Source organism: Streptomyces sp. NPDC060027, from assembly GCF_042737005.1.
In the GTDB taxonomy this organism is placed as follows: Bacteria; Actinomycetota; Actinomycetes; order Streptomycetales; family Streptomycetaceae; genus Streptomyces.
Genome location: NZ_JBHWVI010000177.1, coordinates 1 through 18523 on the forward strand (window position 1 = coordinate 1; position 18523 = coordinate 18523).

At 69.6% G+C, this 18523-nt stretch carries 14 protein-coding genes; 5 read left to right on the forward strand and 9 right to left on the reverse strand.

Annotation, left to right across the window (positions count from 1 at the left end; genetic code table 11):
- Positions 1-161: 161 nt before the first annotated feature.
- Positions 162-497, reverse strand: coding sequence for a hypothetical protein (locus tag ACFWBT_RS32090; RefSeq protein WP_266760890.1), 336 nt, complete (start codon positions 495-497; stop codon positions 162-164).
- Between the two features lie 336 nt (positions 498-833).
- Here ACFWBT_RS32090 and ACFWBT_RS32095 point away from each other — a divergent pair, with 336 nt between their 5' ends.
- A complete protein-coding gene (locus ACFWBT_RS32095; protein ID WP_385706493.1) occupies positions 834-1826 on the forward strand; it encodes a helix-turn-helix transcriptional regulator in 993 nt (330 codons plus the stop codon).
- Positions 1827-1863: 37 nt separating this feature from the next.
- On the opposite strand, the gene ACFWBT_RS32100 is transcribed toward ACFWBT_RS32095, so the two are convergent.
- From ACFWBT_RS32100 to ACFWBT_RS32110, 3 genes are all read right to left on the reverse strand, one after another.
- Complete coding sequence (locus ACFWBT_RS32100) at positions 1864-2928, reverse strand: LuxR C-terminal-related transcriptional regulator (RefSeq protein ID WP_385706494.1); 1065 nt, start codon at positions 2926-2928, stop codon at positions 1864-1866.
- 234 nt (positions 2929-3162) lie between these two features.
- On the reverse strand, positions 3163-3819 hold the full coding sequence (locus tag ACFWBT_RS32105; RefSeq protein ID WP_385706495.1) for a M15 family metallopeptidase: 657 nt from the start codon (positions 3817-3819) through the stop codon (positions 3163-3165).
- Positions 3820-4047: 228 nt separating this feature from the next.
- Positions 4048-5172: a substrate-binding domain-containing protein gene (locus ACFWBT_RS32110; protein ID WP_385706496.1), complete on the reverse strand. Its 1125-nt coding sequence runs from the start codon at positions 5170-5172 to the stop codon at positions 4048-4050.
- Between the two features lie 281 nt (positions 5173-5453).
- Between ACFWBT_RS32110 and ACFWBT_RS32115 the strand changes: the two genes are divergently transcribed.
- The gene (locus ACFWBT_RS32115; protein WP_385706497.1) at positions 5454-7124 is read left to right on the forward strand and encodes a PA14 domain-containing protein; all 1671 of its coding nucleotides are present in this window, start codon (positions 5454-5456) and stop codon (positions 7122-7124) included.
- A gap of 66 nt (positions 7125-7190) precedes the next feature.
- On the opposite strand, the gene ACFWBT_RS32120 is transcribed toward ACFWBT_RS32115, so the two are convergent.
- From ACFWBT_RS32120 to ACFWBT_RS32140, 5 genes are all read right to left on the reverse strand, one after another.
- Positions 7191-7643, reverse strand: coding sequence for a heat shock protein transcriptional repressor HspR (locus tag ACFWBT_RS32120; RefSeq protein ID WP_385706498.1), 453 nt, complete (start codon positions 7641-7643; stop codon positions 7191-7193).
- Positions 7644-7650: 7 nt separating this feature from the next.
- Entirely contained in the window at positions 7651-8838 is a 1188-nt protein-coding gene (gene dnaJ / locus ACFWBT_RS32125) for a molecular chaperone DnaJ (protein ID WP_385706499.1), read from the reverse strand.
- A 33-nt stretch (positions 8839-8871) separates the two neighbouring features.
- Positions 8872-9531, reverse strand: coding sequence for a nucleotide exchange factor GrpE (grpE, locus tag ACFWBT_RS32130; protein ID WP_385706500.1), 660 nt, complete (start codon positions 9529-9531; stop codon positions 8872-8874).
- The gene (gene dnaK / locus ACFWBT_RS32135; RefSeq protein ID WP_351547778.1) at positions 9528-11372 is read right to left on the reverse strand and encodes a molecular chaperone DnaK; all 1845 of its coding nucleotides are present in this window, start codon (positions 11370-11372) and stop codon (positions 9528-9530) included. The genes grpE and dnaK overlap by 4 nt, the downstream gene beginning before the upstream one ends.
- Positions 11373-11519: 147 nt before the next feature.
- A complete protein-coding gene (locus ACFWBT_RS32140; protein ID WP_385706501.1) occupies positions 11520-12635 on the reverse strand; it encodes an undecaprenyl/decaprenyl-phosphate alpha-N-acetylglucosaminyl 1-phosphate transferase in 1116 nt (371 codons plus the stop codon).
- Positions 12636-12901: 266 nt separating this feature from the next.
- Between ACFWBT_RS32140 and ACFWBT_RS32145 the strand changes: the two genes are divergently transcribed.
- The 3 genes from ACFWBT_RS32145 (at position 12902) to ACFWBT_RS32155 (ending at position 18384) form a co-directional block, all read left to right on the forward strand.
- Positions 12902-15178 carry a heterodisulfide reductase-related iron-sulfur binding cluster gene (locus tag ACFWBT_RS32145; RefSeq protein ID WP_385706502.1) on the forward strand — a complete coding sequence of 759 codons (2277 nt, stop codon included), beginning with the start codon at positions 12902-12904 and terminating at the stop codon, positions 15176-15178.
- 155 nt (positions 15179-15333) lie between these two features.
- Complete coding sequence (locus tag ACFWBT_RS32150; RefSeq protein WP_385706503.1) at positions 15334-16626, forward strand: FG-GAP repeat domain-containing protein; 1293 nt, start codon at positions 15334-15336, stop codon at positions 16624-16626.
- 264 nt (positions 16627-16890) lie between these two features.
- Positions 16891-18384 carry an FG-GAP and VCBS repeat-containing protein gene (locus ACFWBT_RS32155; RefSeq protein WP_385706504.1) on the forward strand — a complete coding sequence of 498 codons (1494 nt, stop codon included), beginning with the start codon at positions 16891-16893 and terminating at the stop codon, positions 18382-18384.
- Positions 18385-18523: the final 139 nt, after the last annotated feature.

Consider the following 18523-nt stretch of genomic DNA (forward strand, 5'->3'; position numbering starts at 1 on the left):
CGTGTTGTTTGTTGTTTGGGTGTGTTTTTTTTTTTTTTTCCGCCCGCGCGTCGCCGGTGCTCATCCCAATCCCCCCGGCGGGGGGTCCCCGGGCCCCCCCCCGGCCCCCCCCCGCTGCGGGGGGAAGTACCTGCGCGATCTACTACGACGGGGGAATCGCGTCAGGCACTGCGGGGGGTGGCTGCGATGGTCTCGATGTCCGGGACATCCGGGCCGGCCAGCCGGTGGTCGCGCTGGTCGAGGTTCACAAAGATCATTCCGTAACGGATGGCGCACCGTACTGGCTGTGGCGCCCCCCGAGGCCGCCGCAGACACCGGTAGGCCCGTACGTCCTCGTCATCGTCGCGGGTGACGACCACGGGCTCCCCGAACACGGTCACCATCAGCGAGTCGCCGCTGCCGGGGATGGCGGTGACCAGATCGATGAAGTGCCAGCCGGACCGGTAGGCGGTGGCCATTTCTCGGCGAAAGGAACGGTCGTCCGGGGGAATAGTCATGTCAAGCCCAGACGCTGTCGTCAGTGCGGTCAGGAGACACCGGCCAAACGCTGTCGCCGGCTACTGCGGTGACCGCGACTGCCGCTGGCCAGACACTGTCTGCTCGAACGTCGCCCTTCGCATCGGAGAGGCCACTCAGCGCTCCGAAGGCCGTGACGGCGGAGAAGGCGGCGACAAGCACCAAGCGAAGCATTTTCTTACGCATAATCGGCTTCGTCCTCACTTGAAGGTCCCCTCTTCCCCCGTCGGATACGACGATGGCTCATTCAGGGAGGTCATGGCCACACAATCGATGCATCATGTTCCTGCACGTTCAGGACCCTGGGGGGTGGAGATTTGATAACCAATGGGACTAAAGCGACACATCCCCATGCGGTGACGGAGTTGTGTGGGGAAGGTGGCCGACTTTATGCGAACGCTCTCCGCACGGGACGTATCGCCCGCGCAGACGTGGAGAGCACTCCCTGTTTGATGGAGTTCGCCCTTCTCCACCCGGATCCTGACGATGCGAACTGGCTGCGCCCCGTGCCCCCGTCGGCCGCCCTGGCCCAACGGCTCAACGCCATAGAGCGCGAAATCACCGAGCGCAGACGGATGTCGATCCAACTGGCCGATGCTTTCGAGCCGTTCATGACCCTCAGCGCGCAAGCGCCTGCGACGACTCACTCGATCACAGTGCTCGAGGGCAACGACCGGATCAACGCGGCACTCGACCTGGCCACGGCCCAGTGCCAGACCGAGATGCTCACGGTCCAGCCGAGCGGCCCCCGTCCCGAACGCAACCTCATTCAGGGGCTGGAGCGGGACAGGCCTTTGATCGAACGTGGTGTGCGCATACGGACCCTCTATCAGCACACCGCGCGATACAGCCCCGAGAAACTGGCCTACGTGGAGCAGCTCTCGAACGGCAAGGTGGAGCACCGCACCATCGACGAGCTGGTCGAGCGGCTCATCATCTGCGACGAGACCGTCGCCTTCATCCCCACCCGCGACGACCAGAAGGTGGCCCTCGAGCTTCGTCACCCGGGCCTCGTCCGCTACCTGATCAAGGTCTTCGAGTTCATGTGGGGCCGCTCCGTCCCGCTGAGCGCCGGCGCACCCTACGAAACCGCCCCCGACGGCATCACGGACATCCAGCACTCCATCGCGAAACTGCTCGTGGAGGGCCACGTGGACGAGGCCATAGCCCGCCGCCTGGGCATGAACGTCCGCACCTGCCGTGCCCACATCGCCAAGCTGGCCTCCGCCCTCGGCAGCGGAAGCCGCGCGCAACTCGGTTTCCTGATAGCGCAGTCGGGACTCCTGGACCAGCCCGAGGGAGGGGAGTGACCCCGGCGGCGGGAGCAGGAGTCCGGCCCCGGCGGCGTCAACGGCCGCCCGGGGAGCCCCGGTCGGGCACACCGGGGGCTCCAGGGGCCGCCTCCGCGACGGTGACGGTCTCCAGCGCCGGAGACCGCTGCGGCCCGTCCAGGCCCGCCTGAGCGATCCGTACGCCCAGCTGCGTCCGGCTCGCCGCGCCCAGCGTCTCCGACAGCCGGGCGATGTGCGCCCGGCACGTCCGCACGCTGATGCCCAGGCGTTCCGCGACAACCGCGTCCTGGTGCCCCTCGGCCAGCAGCGCCGCGATGGACCGCTCCCGGTGGGTGATGCCCTCGATGCCCGTCGAGGGGAGCGGTGAGGCCAGCGGGATCGCCAGCCGCCACAGCCGCTCGAAGACCGTCACCAGGTAGTCCACCAGCGCCGGGTGCCGCAGTTCCAGCGCGATCGTGCGGTCCGGGTTCGCGGGGATGAAGGCGACCGTACGGTCGAAGAGGATGAGGCGTTCGACCACCTCGTCGAGGGTACGGGCCTCGGCCGCGTCGCCCATCAACTCCATGTAGTTCAGCAGCCCTTGGCCGTGCCGCGCCACGTGGGTGTACAGATCGCGCATGCGCACCCCGCGCCGCCGCATCTCCAGGGCCCGGTGCAGGCCCTCCACGAGTTCGTCCTCGCGCCGGATGCCGCCCGGCTGCACCGTCAGCACCTCACTGGTGCACTCCGAGGTGGCCTTGTCCATGGCGGCGTGGATCCGCGGCAGCCCGTCGAGGACACGGATCGCCACTCCCTCGGCCGGTGCCCGTACCCGGCCGCCGAGCCCCGCGTACCACTCGAAGGCCGACACCGCGTCGCCCACCCGGGCCTGGCTCGCGCTGACTTCCTCGTACACGCCCCGCAGGAGCCGTGTCATGACCTCCTGGGGCGAGGTCGGCACCAGCCAGCCCATGTCGTCGGGATCGGGGTGCAGCAACGCCAGCTCCACCAGGCAGGGCACCGCCTCGGCGTCCTCGCGGGGCACCCGGCCCCGCCGCACGGCCCGGGAGTACACCCGGTCGCCGGCCTCGCACAGTCGGTCAGCGCCGTGCGGATGCCTGTCCGTCCCGTGCCCGGCCATCTCCCACCCCTGGCTCCCGCTCCGTCCCTGGCGTGAGCCCGCGTCAGGGCGTCCTCCGCAGCGCAACTATGCGCGGACGCGTCCGGCATCGCAACACGGCTGCGCTGCCCCCGGGCGTCTTTTCACCCCTGCTCATCCTGATAAATCCTGACCCCCGCCGCGCCCGTTGCAACAAGCTGAAGAGGGCGTCTCCCGGACGTCCGACCGGCCTCGGCGTCGAGTTCGCCCCGGAACTCACCCCTCGAGTTCGCGGGGCCCGTAGAGCGCGTGACCGGCGCCCGTGGCGAGCGCCCAGTAGCGGTCGCCGTACGACCAGTGCCACCACTCGGTGGGGTAGTTGACTAGGCCCGCGGCGGTCAGCGCGTCGGACAGCAGCCGACGGTGGGCCCGTGCCGTCCCGCTGATGCCGTCCGCGGCGCTGTAGCAGGCGCCGTCGCTCTCCTCGGGGTTCGCGTTCACCGGGGTGCCCATGTCCAGCTCCCGGCCGTCCGCGTCGACGAGGGTGAGGTCGACGGCGGCGCCCGCGCTGTGCGGGGCGATCTCGGGCGGGGACACGTAACGGCTCGCCGCGTCGCGCAGGCGCGCGGCGTCCCACTCGGGGTGTTCCGCCCGCAGTCCGGCGGCGTACCGGTCGAAGTAGAGCCGCTGCAGCGAGGGCGGGCGGTAGCCCTCGACGAACAGCAGCCGTATGCCGTCGGGCAGCAGCTCCCCGGCCGCCACGAGCCGGTTCAGCACCCCTTCGCGCAGATGCGCGTACGCCCCCGAGTCGTCCCGTCTGCGGGCGTCGAGGGGGAAGGGGTCCTCCGCCCGTACGTCGAGGAGCGGCTCGCCGCAGTCCACGACGGGTATCGCGGCGATCTTCGGGTCGGACATCAACACGATCCTGGACATGCGGCGATCATGCCGCACCGCGGAGCGCACGACCCCAGGGGCCCCAAGGGCCCCAGAGAGGCCGGGTGGGGCCCGGCCGGGACATCCGGTTGCCGGACGGGCGGACCGCCGCCCAGCACCCCCGAAGGACCCTCCTCGCCGCCCGTCACGACGGCGAGGACCCGTGCCGACCGCCTCGCCCCGAGACGGTGCGGTGAGCGCCCGGCCGGGGCGCCCCGGCCGGGCGACCTACTTGAGACCGATCGCGGCGCAGGCCGCCTTGTACGGTGCCACGCAGATCTGCTTGACGTTGTAGATGCTGTCCTGGATGACCGTGTCCTCGATGTTGTCCTTGGTCAGACCCACCACGGGCACGAGCTGGGCCGGGATGTCCTTGTCCGTGGGGCTGCTGACCTTGTCACGGGTGAGGGCGTCGAACTCGATCGAGCGGCCCTGGACCTTGGCGACCGCCATCTCGGCGGCGGCGCTGGCCTCCTGCGGGTACGACTTGTACACGCTCATGAACTGGTCGCCCTTGATGATCCGCTGCACGGCGATGAGCTCGGAGTCCTGGCCGGTGACCGGCGGCACCTTGCTGACGCCCGCGCTCTTGAGGGAGTCGATGACCGCGCCCGCGATGCCGTCGTTGGCGGAGTAGACACCGGCGATGTTGCTCAGGCCGACGGCCTGGATGGACGTCTCCATGTTGGCCTTGGCGTTGACCGGGTTCCAGTCCTTGGTGTCGTACTTCTTGGCGATGATCACCTTGTCCTCGAGCTCACTGAGGGCACCGGCCTTGAACTGCGCCGCGTTCGGGTCGGTCGGCGAGCCGTTCATCATGATGATCTTCTTCGAGCCGGGGTTGGGGCCCAGCGCGGCAACCAGGGCCTTGCCCTGGACCTGACCGACCAGCTCGTTGTCGAAGGAGATGTACGCGTCGATCGGGCCCTGCGCCAGACGGTCGTAGGCGATGACCGGGATACCGGCGTCCTTGGCCTTGCGCACGCCCTTCGCGATGGAGACCGAGTCCACCGCGTCCACCAGGATGACGTCGACCTTGTCGTCCACCATCTGCTGGAGCTGGCGGAGCTGCTTGGCGGCGTCCTGCTCGGCGTTGGCGTAGGCGACGGTGCCCTTCTTCTCGGTGAGCTTCTTCACCTGCTCCGCGATGATCGGGTAGTCGAACTTCTCGTAACGGGTGTTCTCCTTCTCCGGAAGGAGCAGACCCACCGTGATGTCGTCGCCCTTCGTGGGGCTGGCCTTGGTGTCGCTTCCACCGAGCCCGCCCGCGCCGCAGCCGACGAGTGTGATGGCCATGGCGGACGACGCCAGGGATATGACGGTACGGCGGAGGCCGGTGTTACGAGTGTTCACATCAGGTGCCTTCCGGGCGAGGTTGCAGCATTGCGACCCAGGTGGCTGAAAGCCAACGCGGCGATCACCTCAGCGTCAAGGAGTAACCACTTAACGAGATGGCAACGGCGTTTCGTGTTCCACAAGTGAACACGACGGGAAGAGACTACGCCCAACCTTCGAGCAATCCCCTCAGCTTCACCTTCTGTCATTCACGTGTACAACCAACTCCCGCTCCCGGGAGTCGTGATCGTCAACGGTTTTTAACCGCTGTTGACGATCGGGCGGACCAGAAGGAACGCATGAACAGAGCCATCAGCACGACGGGCACGCTCTCCTCGGTCCTCGTGCTCGCCACCGCGGGCGGACTGCTCACCGCGGCCGGCACCGCCTCCTCCGCAGTGACGAACTGCACATCGCCCGTTTATAAGCGGCAGTTCTATGCGAACACCACATTCTCGGGCACACCGAAGAAGACGGACTGCGACTCCGCGATCGACCAGAACTGGGGTTCCGGCGCGCCCGCCCCGGGCCTGCCCGCCAACGGCTTCGGCGTCCGCTGGACAGTGACCCGGGATTTCGGCTCGGGCGGCCCCTTCACCCTCCTCGTGACGGCGCAGGACGGAATACGGGTCTATCTGGACGAGGAGCCCAAGGTCGACCTCTGGAAGAACGTTCCGGCCACCCGGTCCAAAACGGTCAACCTCGCCATTCCACACGGAAAGCACACTCTGCGCATCGACTTCGTCAATTGGACGGGAAAGGCAAATGTCACCTTCGCCTACAAACCCGTCACTTCCGCCGCTATCGACAAGATCAAGCCACTTGTGCCGACCGGCTCTTCGGCGACGTACGACACCGTCACGGGCAAGGCCAAGGTCTCCTGGTCGAAGAACAAGGAGATGGACCTCGCGGGCTACCGCGTCTACCGCCGCCTCAAGAACAGCACCACCTGGACACGGCTGACCACGACGACCGCCACCTCGTACACCGACACGACCCTCCCGGTGACCGGCGTGACCTATGACTACGAGGTCCGTGCCTACGACAAGGCGGGCAACGAGTCCGAGGGGACGACGGCCCGCTCGGTGACCACCGCCGACCGGACGGTGCCCGCGCGCGTCACCGGTCTGTCGGGTCAGGGCACCACCGCGGGCAACGCCCTGACGTGGTCGGCCTCTTCGGCGGACGTCGACCACTACCAGGTGTGGGCCGCACCGCTCGGGCAGAGCGACCCCGACGGGCCCGAGCCCGTGTTCGGGACGTCCTACACGGACCCGATCGCGGAGGTGGGGACCGACTACAGGTACACCGTCCAGGCCGTCGACGGCGCCGGGAACATCTCGCCCGTCTCCGAGGGCGTGACGGTCATGCGCCCCGAGGAGTCCACGGCGCCCGCGCCGTCCGCGCTCCGGGGCACTGCCGCCGACGCGTCCACCCAGGTCACCTGGACCCTGGCGAAGGACCCCGACGCGATGGTCACCGGGTTCCACGTCTATCGCCGTACGTCCGCTCAGGGCGCGTGGACCCTGGTGGGCGGCGCCGGGGCGACGGACACCTCCTACGGGGACACCTCCGCCCCGCAGGGCACCGCGTTCTACTACGTCGCCTCGGTCGACGACGGGGGCGCGGAGTCGGTGCCCTCCGCGCAGGCCGCCGTCGACCGTCTGACGCCGGCCACCGCCACCGGGCCCGCCGCGCCGCGGCTGACCGTGGTCTCCGAGGGAGGAACCCGCTTCCCCATCACCCTCGGCGTACGGCCCGGGACGGGTGACGAGGGACGGCCGCTGAAGGGGTACTCCTGGGACATCTCCGGAGCCTGCGGCTCCAGCGGCACCCGGTTCACGGACTCGGACAGCATCGCCTGGACCCCGCGGTACACGGGTCCCTGCACGGTCTCCGTGCGCGCCGTGGACGTGTACGGCCGGGTGGGTGAGCGGGAGGCCTCGGTCGAGGTCATGGTCAACCGTTAGACGCGTGACGACACACGAAGGGGCCCGGAGGTCGATGACCTCCGGGCCCCTTGAGGTGTTCGGGTCCTACTCGGACGACCGCTTCGGTCGCCACACCACCAGCGCGCTGGTCTGCTGGACCTCCTGGTACGGGACCAGGTCGCGACGGTACGAGGCGTGCACGGCGGCCTCGCGCTGCTGCATGGCGGCCGCGGCGCCGTCGAGGGCCGACTCCAGCTCCGCCACGCGGGACTGGAGCGCGGCCACCTGGTTCTCCAGCTCGATGATGCGCTTGATGCCGGCCAGGTTGATGCCCTCGTCCTGCGACAACTGCTGGACGGCGCGCAGCAGTTCGATGTCACGGGCCGAGTAGCGGCGGCCCCGCCCGGCCGTGCGGTCGGGAGAGACCAGACCCAGCCGGTCGTACTGACGCAGGGTCTGCGGATGCAGTCCGGAGAGCTGGGCCGCCACCGAGATGACGTAGACCGGTGTCTCCTCGGTCAGTTCGTACGGGTTGCGCCGACGCCCGGTCGTATCCATGGCTCCGTCATGCTCCCTTCGCGGCCTGGAACAGCTCCGCCCGCGGATCCTCACCCGCGGTCGCCTCGCGATACGCCTCCAGGGCGTCACGAGCCTTGCCCGACACGTCCTGGGGGACCGCCACTTCGACGGTGACGAGGAGATCGCCCCGGGTGCCGTCCTTGCGGACCGCGCCCCTTCCCCGGGCGCGCATGGTGCGTCCATTGGGCGTGCCCGGCGGCAGCTTCAGGGTCACCGCGGGTCCGCCCAGCGTCGGCACCTTCACCTCTCCACCGAGCGCCGCCTCCGTGAAGGTGACGGGCACGGTGACGGTGAGGTTGTCGCCCTTGCGGCCGAAGACCGGGTGGGCGTCCACATGGACGGTGACGTACAGGTCGCCGGACGGGCCGCCCCGTTCGCCGGGCGCGCCCTTGCCGCGCAGCCGGATCCGCTGCCCGTCGGTGACCCCCGCCGGGATGCGGACCTGCATCGTGCGGGACGACTTGGCGCGGCCGCTGCCCGTGCACTCCATGCAGGGGTGCTCGGCGATGAGGCCGCGGCCCTTGCAGTCCGGGCAGGGGTCCGTCAGCGAGAACCCGCCACCGGAGCCCCGTGCCACCTGGCCGGTGCCGACACAGGTCGGGCACACGCGCGGTGTGCCGTTCTTGTCGCCGGTGCCGGAGCAGGCCTTGCACGGCTGCTGCGAGGTCATGCGCAGCGGAACGGTCGCGCCGTCCACCGCCTCCGTGAAGGACAGCGTGACCTCGGTGTCGATGTCCTGGCCACGCCGGGGCTGCGTACGCGTCCCCGTGGTGGCGCCGCCGCGGTTGAACAGGCCGCCGAAGACGTCCCCGATGCCGCCGCCGAAGCCGCCGGCTCCTCCCGCTCCCTGGCCCTGGGCACCGCCTCCGAAGAGGTCGCCCAGGTCGAAGTTGAAGTTGCCGCCGCCCGCGCCGGGACCCGGCCGGAAGCCACCGTTGCCGAAGAGGGCGCGTGCCTCGTCGTACTCCTTGCGCTTCTTGGGGTCGCCGAGGACGTCGTTCGCCTCGGAGATCTCCTTGAAGCGATCCTCGGCCTTGGTGTTGCCCTTGTTGGCGTCCGGGTGGAACTCGCGGGCGAGCTTCCGGTACGCCTTCTTGATCTCGGCCTCGGTGGCGTCCTTGGGGACGCCGAGGACCTTGTAGAAGTCCTTCTCGATGAAGTCCTTGGTGCTCATCCCCGACGTCCCTCCTTCCTCATCCGGTCAAGCTCAGCCCTCGTCCGGGCCACCGGTCTCCTTGTCCTCGACCGCCTCGGCCGATTCCTCGGCCTTGACCGTCTGCGCCCCGGGCTGCGGTTCGGCGACGGCCACCCGCGCGGGGCGGATGGTGCGCTCGCCGAAGCGATACCCCGGCTGCAGAATCGCCACGCACGTCGTCTCCGTGACGTCCGGCGCGTACGAGTGCATCAGGGCCTCGTGGATCGTCGGGTCGAAGGGCTCGCCCTCCTTGCCGAACTGCTGGAGCCCCATCTTCGCCGCGACGGTCTCGAGGGACTCGGCGACGGACTTGAATCCGCCGACGAGCTCGCCGTGGTCCCGCGCGCGGCCGATGTCGTCGAGCACGGGCAGGAGCTCGGTCAGGAGGCTCGCCACGGCGACCTCCTTGACCGCGATCCGGTCGCGCTCGACACGGCGGCGGTAGTTCTGGAACTCGGCCTGGAGCCGCTGGAGGTCCGCGGTGCGCTCGGTGACTGCCGTGCGTGCCTGGTCCAGCTGGGCCGTCAGGCCGACCAACTGTGCTGCTACGTCCCCGTCCGGGGCCGCCGCCCCCTCCGCAGAGGGGGTGGCGGACTGCGGCTCGGCGTCGTCAGAGGTGGCGCCGGAAGGGACGTCGGGCTGCTCTTCGAAGCCCGGGGTCTCCTCCGTCACGCGGCACCGTCCTTGCGGTCCTCGTCGACGATCTCGGCGTCGACGACGTCGTCGTCGGCCCTCGGGGCCTCGGCACCGGGAGCGTCGCCGCCCGCCGCCTGCGCGGCCTGGGCGTCGGCGTACATGGCCTGGCCCAGCTTCTGCGAGACCGCGGCGACCTTCTCGGTGGCGGTACGGATCTCGGCGGTGTCCTCGCCCTTGAGCGCGGCCTTCAGCTCCTCGACGGAGGCCTCGACCTCGGTCTTGACGTCACCGGGGACCTTGTCCTCGTTGTCCTTGAGGAACTTCTCCGTCTGGTAGACGAGCTGCTCGCCCTGGTTGCGGGTCTCGGCGGCCTCGCGGCGGGCGTGGTCCTCCTCCGCGTACTTCTCGGCCTCCTGGCGCATCCGGTCGACCTCGTCCTTCGGCAGCGAGGAGCCGCCGGTGACGGTCATCTTCTGCTCCTTGCCCGTGCCCAGGTCCTTCGCGGTCACGTGCATGATGCCGTTGGCGTCGATGTCGAAGGCGACCTCGATCTGCGGGACGCCACGCGGGGCCGGCGGCAGACCGGTCAGCTCGAACATCCCGAGCTTCTTGTTGTACGCCGCGATCTCGCGCTCGCCCTGGTAGACCTGGATCTGGACGGACGGCTGGTTGTCCTCGGCCGTCGTGAAGATCTCGGAGCGCTTGGTCGGGATCGTGGTGTTGCGCTCGATGAGCTTGGTCATGATCCCTCCCTTGGTCTCGATACCGAGGGACAGCGGGGTCACGTCGAGGAGCAGGACGTCCTTGACCTCACCCTTGAGGACACCGGCCTGGAGTGCGGCGCCGATGGCGACGACCTCGTCCGGGTTCACACCCTTGTTGGCCTCGTTGCCACCGGTCAGCTCCTTGACGAGCTCGGCGACGGCGGGCATACGGGTGGAGCCGCCCACGAGAACGACGTGGTCGATCTCGGAGAGGTTGATGCCGGCGTCCTTGATGACGTTGTGGAACGGCGTCTTGCAGCGCTCCAGAAGGTCGGCCGTCAGCTGCTGGAACTGGGCGCGCGTGAGCTTCTCGTCCAGGTGCAGCGGGCCCTCGGCGGACGCCGTGATGTAGGGCAGGTTGATCGAGGTCTCGGTGGACGAGGACAGCTCGATCTTCGCCTTCTCAGCGGCCTCGCGGAGGCGCTGGAGGGCCATCTTGTCCTTGGACAGGTCCACGCCGTGACCGGCCTGGAACTGCTTGACCAGGTAGTCCATGACCCGCTGGTCCCAGTCGTCACCACCGAGGTGGTTGTCACCGTTGGTGGCCTTCACCTCGACGACGCCGTCACCGATCTCCAGGAGGGACACGTCGAAGGTGCCGCCACCGAGGTCGAAGACGAGGATCGTCTGGTCGTCCTTGTCGAGGCCGTACGCCAGGGCCGCGGCGGTGGGCTCGTTCACGATGCGCAGGACGTTCAGGCCCGCGATCTCGCCGGCCTCCTTCGTCGCCTGACGCTCGGAGTCGTTGAAGTACGCCGGGACGGTGATGACCGCGTCGGCCACCTTCTCGCCCAGGTACGCCTCGGCGTCACGCTTCAGCTTCTGCAGGATGAAGGCGCTCATCTGCTGCGGGTTGAAGCTCTTCCCGTCGAGCTCGATCTTCCAGTCCGTGCCCATGTGACGCTTCACCGAACGGATGGTCCGGTCCACGTTCGTGACCGCCTGGCGCTTGGCGACCTCGCCGACGAGCACCTCACCGTTCTTCGCGAAGGCGACGACGGACGGCGTGGTCCTGGCGCCCTCGGCGTTGGTGATGACGGTGGGCTCGCCGCCCTCCAGAACGCTGACGACAGAGTTCGTCGTGCCCAGGTCGATGCCGACCGCACGTGCCATTTCGATTCCTCCAGCAATGACTTGAGTGGAACGGACTCAAGTGTGCACGACGTCCGCCTCTCGGTCAACAGACCTGAGTCGTAGGGGCTCAACTCTTATCCGTTCCTTACACGCAGGTAGCCTCTGGCCTGCGGTTTTCTCTCAGCGTCAGTGCACCCTCACCGCGTCCGGAGCCGCCCGGCGGGGTCTCCCCGGCCGGTACGCGGATCTCGGGACGGGTCCCCCGGGGGAGGGAATCGCATGCGGAGGGGTACGGCGCGAGCGGGGCCCCGGACGAACGGCCCCCGCGACGGCGACCAGCGCCACGGCACCGGCCACCCACCAGGCGGCCCCCGCCCCCAGCCACCCCAGATCGATGAGCAGCCCGACGAGCGCACCCGCGAACGCGGCGAGCCCTGTCACGACCAGGACCCCCTGCCGGGTCAGCCCCGCCCGCCGCAGCCGGTGCACCAGATGGTCCGGCGCGGGCCGCAGCAGCGGTCTCCCCGCCCGCCGCCGCGACACGAGGACCAGGACGGCGTCGGCGCTGGCCACGGCCGTCAGCGCGAACCCGGCACCGAAGCCGGGCCCCGCGGGCCGCTCCGCGTGCACCAGCACGACCGCCGAGGCCAGCACGAACCCGGCGAACAGCGACCCGCACCGGCCCGGCGCGATCCGGGCCGGCGGCCATCCGTGCATCAGAAGGCCGGTGAGGGCGGCGGCCAGCACGCTGAGCAGCGCCGCGAGCCCGTCCATGACCTCGGCCGCCGCGCACCCGCTGAGCGCGAACGCGGTGATCACGCCGACCGTCCCCATCACCCCGTCGGCATGGTCGAGGGAGCGGAAGGCGTGCGTCACGAGGACGACCCAGACGACGGCCAGCACCCCTCCCGGCACGCCGAGTTCGTCATGGGGAACGGTCAGCGCGGCGGCCGCGGCGACTCCGGCCACGCACACGACCGGGGGCACGGGGAGCAGATCGGCGGCCAGCCCGAGCAGGGCGACCGCGATCCCGGCGACCAGCAGCCGTCCGGCCTCCGGTCCGAGCGGGGCGACACCGGTCCAGTCGCCGGCCCAGCCGACGAACGCCGTCCCGGCCACGACGGCCACCCCGCCGAGCAGGGGGACCGGCCGCCCTCTCCCGGGCGCTCGCGGCCTGGCCCGGCGGGAGGGTGGCCCCGTCCCGTCGGCCACACCGAAGCGCAGAGAGAACGACCGCAGCAGCGCGGCGAGCGCGGCGGCGAGGAGCAGAGCGGCGGTGGCGGCCGAGATTCCGTACAGCACATCGCTAATTTAGGGGTAATTGTCACAGTATTGTGCGAATAACACGATCGGGTTTACGTGTCCTGTCGCTCCCGGGCCGACCGGACCTTCTGCCCGCCCCCGGCGCGGTCGGTCAGGCTTCCCTCAGCGACGCAGATCACCGCACCTCTGGCTACAGTGCGGCGGAAGAAGTGGGTAGTCTCAGACGGACTGCATAAGTTACCGCTTAGTAATCACCTTCGAGGTCACCCTCGAAGCAACACCTCGCAGGCCCGAGGAGCCCCCGAATGCAACTCGCCGCGATCATTGTGTCGCTGGTCCTGACCGTGGTCGGCGTCGCGCTGCTCGCACGCGCCATCGGTCAGTTCGTCCAGTACTTCAAACTGGGCCAGCCGGTCCCGGCCGGTACGCGGACCGACAACCCCTACGCGCGCAGCGTGACGCTCGTCAAGGAGTTCCTCGGCCACACGCGGATGAACCGCTGGGGCATCGTGGGCTTCGCCCACTGGTTCGTGGCGATTGGCTTCCTGACCCTGCCGCCGACCCTGGCCCAAGCCTTCGGCCAGCTCTTCCAGGCCGACTGGACGCTGCCGGTCATCGGCGGCTTCCTGCCTTTCGAGCTGTACATCGAGTTCATCGGCGTGATGACGATCCTCGGTATCGCCGTGCTCATCGTGATCCGCCTGATGAGCCTGCCGTCCCGCCCCGGCCGCAAGTCCCGCTTCGCGGGCTCCAAGGCCGGCCAGGCGTACTTCGTCGAGTACGTCATCCTCACCATCGGCCTCGCCATCTACGTGCTGCGTGGCCTCGAGGGCGCCATCCACCACGTGGAGCACTACGAGGCCGCGTACTTCGCCTCGTACCCGCTGGTTCTGGCCTTCAAGGGGCTTGGCGTCACCACCCTGCAGAACCTGATCTACCTCACCGCCATGGTGAAGATCAGCACCTCGTTCATCTGGATGATCGTGGTCTCGCTCAACACCAACATGGGCGTGGCCTGGCACCGCTTCCTGGCGTTCCCGAACATCTGGTTCAAGCGCGAGGCAACCGGCGGGACCGCCCTCGGCGGCCTCCAGCCGATGACCTCGGACGGCAAGGCCATCGACTTCACCGACCCCGGTGAGGACGACGTCTTCGGTGTCTCCCAGGTCGAGCAGTTCTCCTGGAAGGGCCTGCTCGACTTCTCCACCTGCACCGAGTGCGGCCGCTGCCAGTCGCAGTGCCCCGCCTGGAACACCGGCAAGCCCCTCTCCCCCAAGCTCCTCATCATGTCGCTGCGCGACCACGCGCACGCCAAGGCCCCGTACCTGCTGGCCGGCGGCGGCAAGAACATGGAGGGCGAGGAGAAGGCGTCCGAGGAGCAGCTCAAGGACGTCCCCGCGGCCGCCCTCGCCGAGGCCGAGCGCCCCCTCATCGGCACCGCCGAGGAGAACGGCGTCATCGACCCGGACGTCCTGTGGTCCTGCACCACCTGCGGCGCCTGTGTCGAGCAGTGCCCGGTCGACATCGAGCACATCGACCACATCGTCGACATGCGCCGCTACCAGGTGATGATCGAGAGCGCGTTCCCGTCCGAGGCGGGCACGATGCTCAAGAACCTGGAGAAGAAGGGCAACCCCTGGGGTCTGGCCAAGAAGCAGCGCCTCGAATGGACCAAGGAGGTCGACTTCGAGATCCCCGTCGTCGGCCGCGACATCGAGGACCTGACCGAGGTCGAGTACCTGTACTGGGTCGGCTGCGCCGGCGCCCTGGAGGACCGGGCGAAGAAGACCACGAAGGCCTTCGCCGAACTGCTGCACATGGCGGGCGTCAAGTTCGCGATCATGGGCGGCGACGAGAAGTGCACCGGTGACTCCGCCCGCCGCCTCGGCAACGAACCGCTGTTCCAGGAACTCGGCATGGAGAACGTCGCCGCCCTGAACATGGCGTTCGGCGAGGACGACGAGGACGAATCGACCAAGAAGCCGCGGACGGCGAAGAAGATCGTCGCCACCTGCCCGCACTGCCTCAACACCATCGGCAACGAGTACCCGCAGCTCGGCGGCGACTACGAGGTCATCCACCACACCCAGCTGCTCCAGCACCTCATCGACGAGGGCAAGCTGCTCCCGGTGACCCCGGTGGAGGGGCTCATCACCTACCACGACCCCTGCTACCTGGGCCGCCACAACAAGGTCTACACGCCCCCGCGCGAGATCATGTCCGCCGTCCCGGGCCTGCGCCAGCAGGAGATGCACCGCCACAAGGAGCGCGGCTTCTGCTGCGGTGCCGGTGGCGCGCGGATGTGGATGGAGGAGCGGATCGGCAAGCGCATCAACAACGAGCGCGTCGACGAGGCCCTGTCGCTGAACCCGGACATCGTCTCCACCGCCTGCCCGTTCTGCCTCGTCATGCTGACCGACTCGGTCAACGGCAAGAAGAACGACGGCAAGGCCAAGGAGTCGATCCAGGTCGTCGACGTCGCCCAGCTTCTCCTGGAGTCCGTCAAGACCCCGGTCGACGACGAGCCCCCGGCGGGCGCGTCCGAGTCGGAGAACGAGCCGGAGCCCGAACCCGTGAAGTAGCGGCACGAGAGGTCCGGCCGGCCCGCACAGCCGACCGGCCGGATCCGATCGGTACGACCGGCACCCCCGTGCTCTCCGGAGCACGGGGGTGTCGCCGTATCTCGAACGCGTGCATCATTACCCAGTCGTTTTCAACGGGGCTGACGAGGTGAGCGGTGCGCGGGCGAACACGCGGGACACATACGGCGACGGCTCTCGGGTGCGTCCTCCTCCTCGCCGCCTGCGGCCCCACCGGCGGCGCCGCGGCCCCCGAGCACACACCCGTGCGGGTCGCCGACGCCCCGGCCCCGCTCCCCGTACCGCATGGCAAGGGCAGCAAGGTCGCCGACGACTTCAACGGCGACGGACACCGCGACCTGGTGATCGACGACCTGGTCAAGGAGCAGAGCCACGCCGACGACGCGGGCATCGGGATCGTCTACGGCGGTGCGCGCGGACTCACGCCCGGGGCGCGGCAGTTGCTCGATCCGCGCAAGCAGGCCGCCGCGACCAAGGGCCGGCTCCCCGCCGTCTTCGACGCGGAGGAGAGCTGCGACCTGGACAAGGACGGTTACACGGATCTCGTCGTGTCGACCGACCCGCCCTACGACGGCCAGGGGCAGCCCCCGGTCCCCCTCCAGATCCTCTTCGGCTCCCCCGACGGCCTGAACGGCAAGGGAGTGCGGCTCGTCATCCCCGCGCAGGCACGTTTCGGCAATGACTGGCCCGACCAGCCGGTCTGCGGCGACTTCGACGGCGACGGCGCGCAGGACCTCGTCGTGCACGCCTCCAACGGCGAACTGAGCTATCTGCGCGGCCCGTTCAGCCGCAAGGGCACCCCGCGCGCCGCGGGGAAGCCGCTCGCATCGCCGGGCAATGTGCCGACCGGGCCCGCCGCCGACGTGAACCGCGACGGCTACGACGACCTCCTCGTCCGTACGGCGGCCGACGGCGCCGCCACCTCCGCCGTCGTCCTCGGCGGACCGGCGGGCCCCACCCGCACCGGGGCCTCCCTGCCGGCCGGCGTCGACGTGGCGTTCGGCCGCTTCGGACGGGGCAGGGCACTCGACGCGGCCGTCGGATCGATGGGCGGAACGTCTCTGCGCTACGACCTCCCCGGCGCCGCCCGCGGGACGGTCGCCATCCCGGGATCGGTCCTCGACGCGGGTGACTTCGACGGGGACGGGCTCAGCGAACTCGTCTCCAGCGGAACGGCGTTGCGCGTCCTCCGGGGCCGGGCGGCCGGACTGTCCGCGACCGGCACGGTGACCGTGAAGCCGCCCGCCGAGGGCACCACCCGCGTCCTGGCCGTCGCCGACTTCACCGGGGACGGGCGTGCCGACCTGGTGGTGCGGACGTACCGGGGCGAGACCAGGGACACGGTGGCCGTGTTCCCGGGCGAGGCGAAGGGTCTGCTCGCGACCAGGCCGGCGGTCACCTTCTCGACATCGGAGTTCCTGACGTCGTAGGCCTGCGGGCTCCGGGGTCACGGGTCACGGGGGGCTCGACAGTCACACGGAACTCAGCGGTCACACAGAGCTCAGCGGTCACAGGGAACTCAGCGGTCGCTGAAATTTCTCGAACTCACGTACAACCCTGACACCCCATCAACGGTCTCCTGTTCGCCGATCGGTCAGTGAACTGCCGGACAACTCACGGCAAACGCGGACGGTCGGCTCCCATTGACAGGGGATGCGCGCCAAGCGTCCCCGCATGCCGCAGGAGAATCCAGCATGCACAAGCGTCACCCGCACCACGTGCGACTCGCCCTCGCGACGGCCACCGCTGCCGCGCTGACGGGCGGTCTGCTCACCTTCTCGGCCGCGACCGCGACCGCCGCGGACTCCGCCACGGTCCCGCAGGCCGACTTCAACGGAGACGGTCGCGGCGACGTGGCCTTCTCGGCGCACGGCGCCTACGTCAGCGGTCACGCCGGCGCCGGCCAGATCGTCGCCCTCTACGGCACCTCCACCGGCGTATCGTCCGCCAAGCGCTCCACGATCAGCCAGAACACCTCCGGCGTCCCGGGCACCGCCGAGGCCGGGGACGCCTTCGGCGTCGAGTCGGCGTACGCCGACTTCAACAACGACGGATACGACGACCTCGCCGTCGGGTCCCCGTCGGAGAAGGTCGGCACCGACACCAACGGCGGCGGCCTCGCCATCCTCTGGGGCTCCGCGAGCGGTCTCACCGGCAAAGCCATCAGCGTCCCGGACCCGTCCCCCTCCTCGCACGACTACTGGGGCAAGGACCTGGCCGCCGGCGACTTCGACGGCGACGGAAAGGCCGACCTGGCCGTCGGCAGCTCGTCGAACACGATCTACGTCTACAAGGGCGGCTTCAGCACGGCCGGCACCCCCGGCGGCCGTACGACGATCAAGCCCCCGATCGACACGGGCACCAACGACGAGCCCTACGGCCCGGTCAGCCTGACCGCGGGCGACGTGAACGGCGACGGCAGAACCGACCTGATCGTCGACGGCTTCGAGACGCAGACCGGCGACTTCTGGAACACGAACTACTTCGTGCCCGGCACGGCGAGCGGTCTGAGCGTCGCGTCCGCGCAGGCCCTCAAGCCCGGCATTATCACCGGCATCGGTGACATCAACGGCGACGGCTACGCCGACATCGTCAGCGGCGCGGGCTGGGACGCCACGGCCGAGGACGGCACGCCCGTCCCGGACGCCGCCGACGGCGGCAAGGTGAACATCACCTACGGCTCCGCGTCCGGCCCGGCCGGCACCTCCGGCATCACCCAGAACACCGGCAACGTCCCCGGCGCCTCGGAGGAGGGCGACGGCTTCGGCTGGGAGCTGGACCTGGGCGACATCAACGGCGACGGCTTCCAGGACGTGGTCGTCTCCGCCCCGGACGAGGACGTCGACGGCGTCTCCAACACCGGCATGGTCACCGTCCTGTACGGCTCCGCGGCGGGCGTCAAGGTCTCCTCCGGCGCGCAGGCCTTCTCGCAGAGCACGGCGGGCGTCCCCGGCACCGACGAGAAGTCCGACCTGTTCGGCGCGGACGTCAAGCTCGACGACGTCACCGGCGACGGCAAGGCCGACCTGCTCGTCGGCTCGTACGAGAACAGCGGCAACGGCGCGGTCACCTACCTGCCCTCCAACGGCAGCGTGATCACCACGACCGGCTCCCGCACCGTCTCGCCGAGCACCTCGGGAGTCTCGACCTCGGGCGCCCCGCAGTTCGGCGCCGCCTTCGCCGACTAGCGGCCGAAGAGCGGCCGGCCGACGACGGTCCCGGCCGTTCTCGCGGCGGACTCGACCCCGAGGCCGCCGAACCGCCCGACCGTCCACCGTCCCGACCACCCCGACCGTCCCGCCCCACCCCGCCGGGCCCGCGCACACC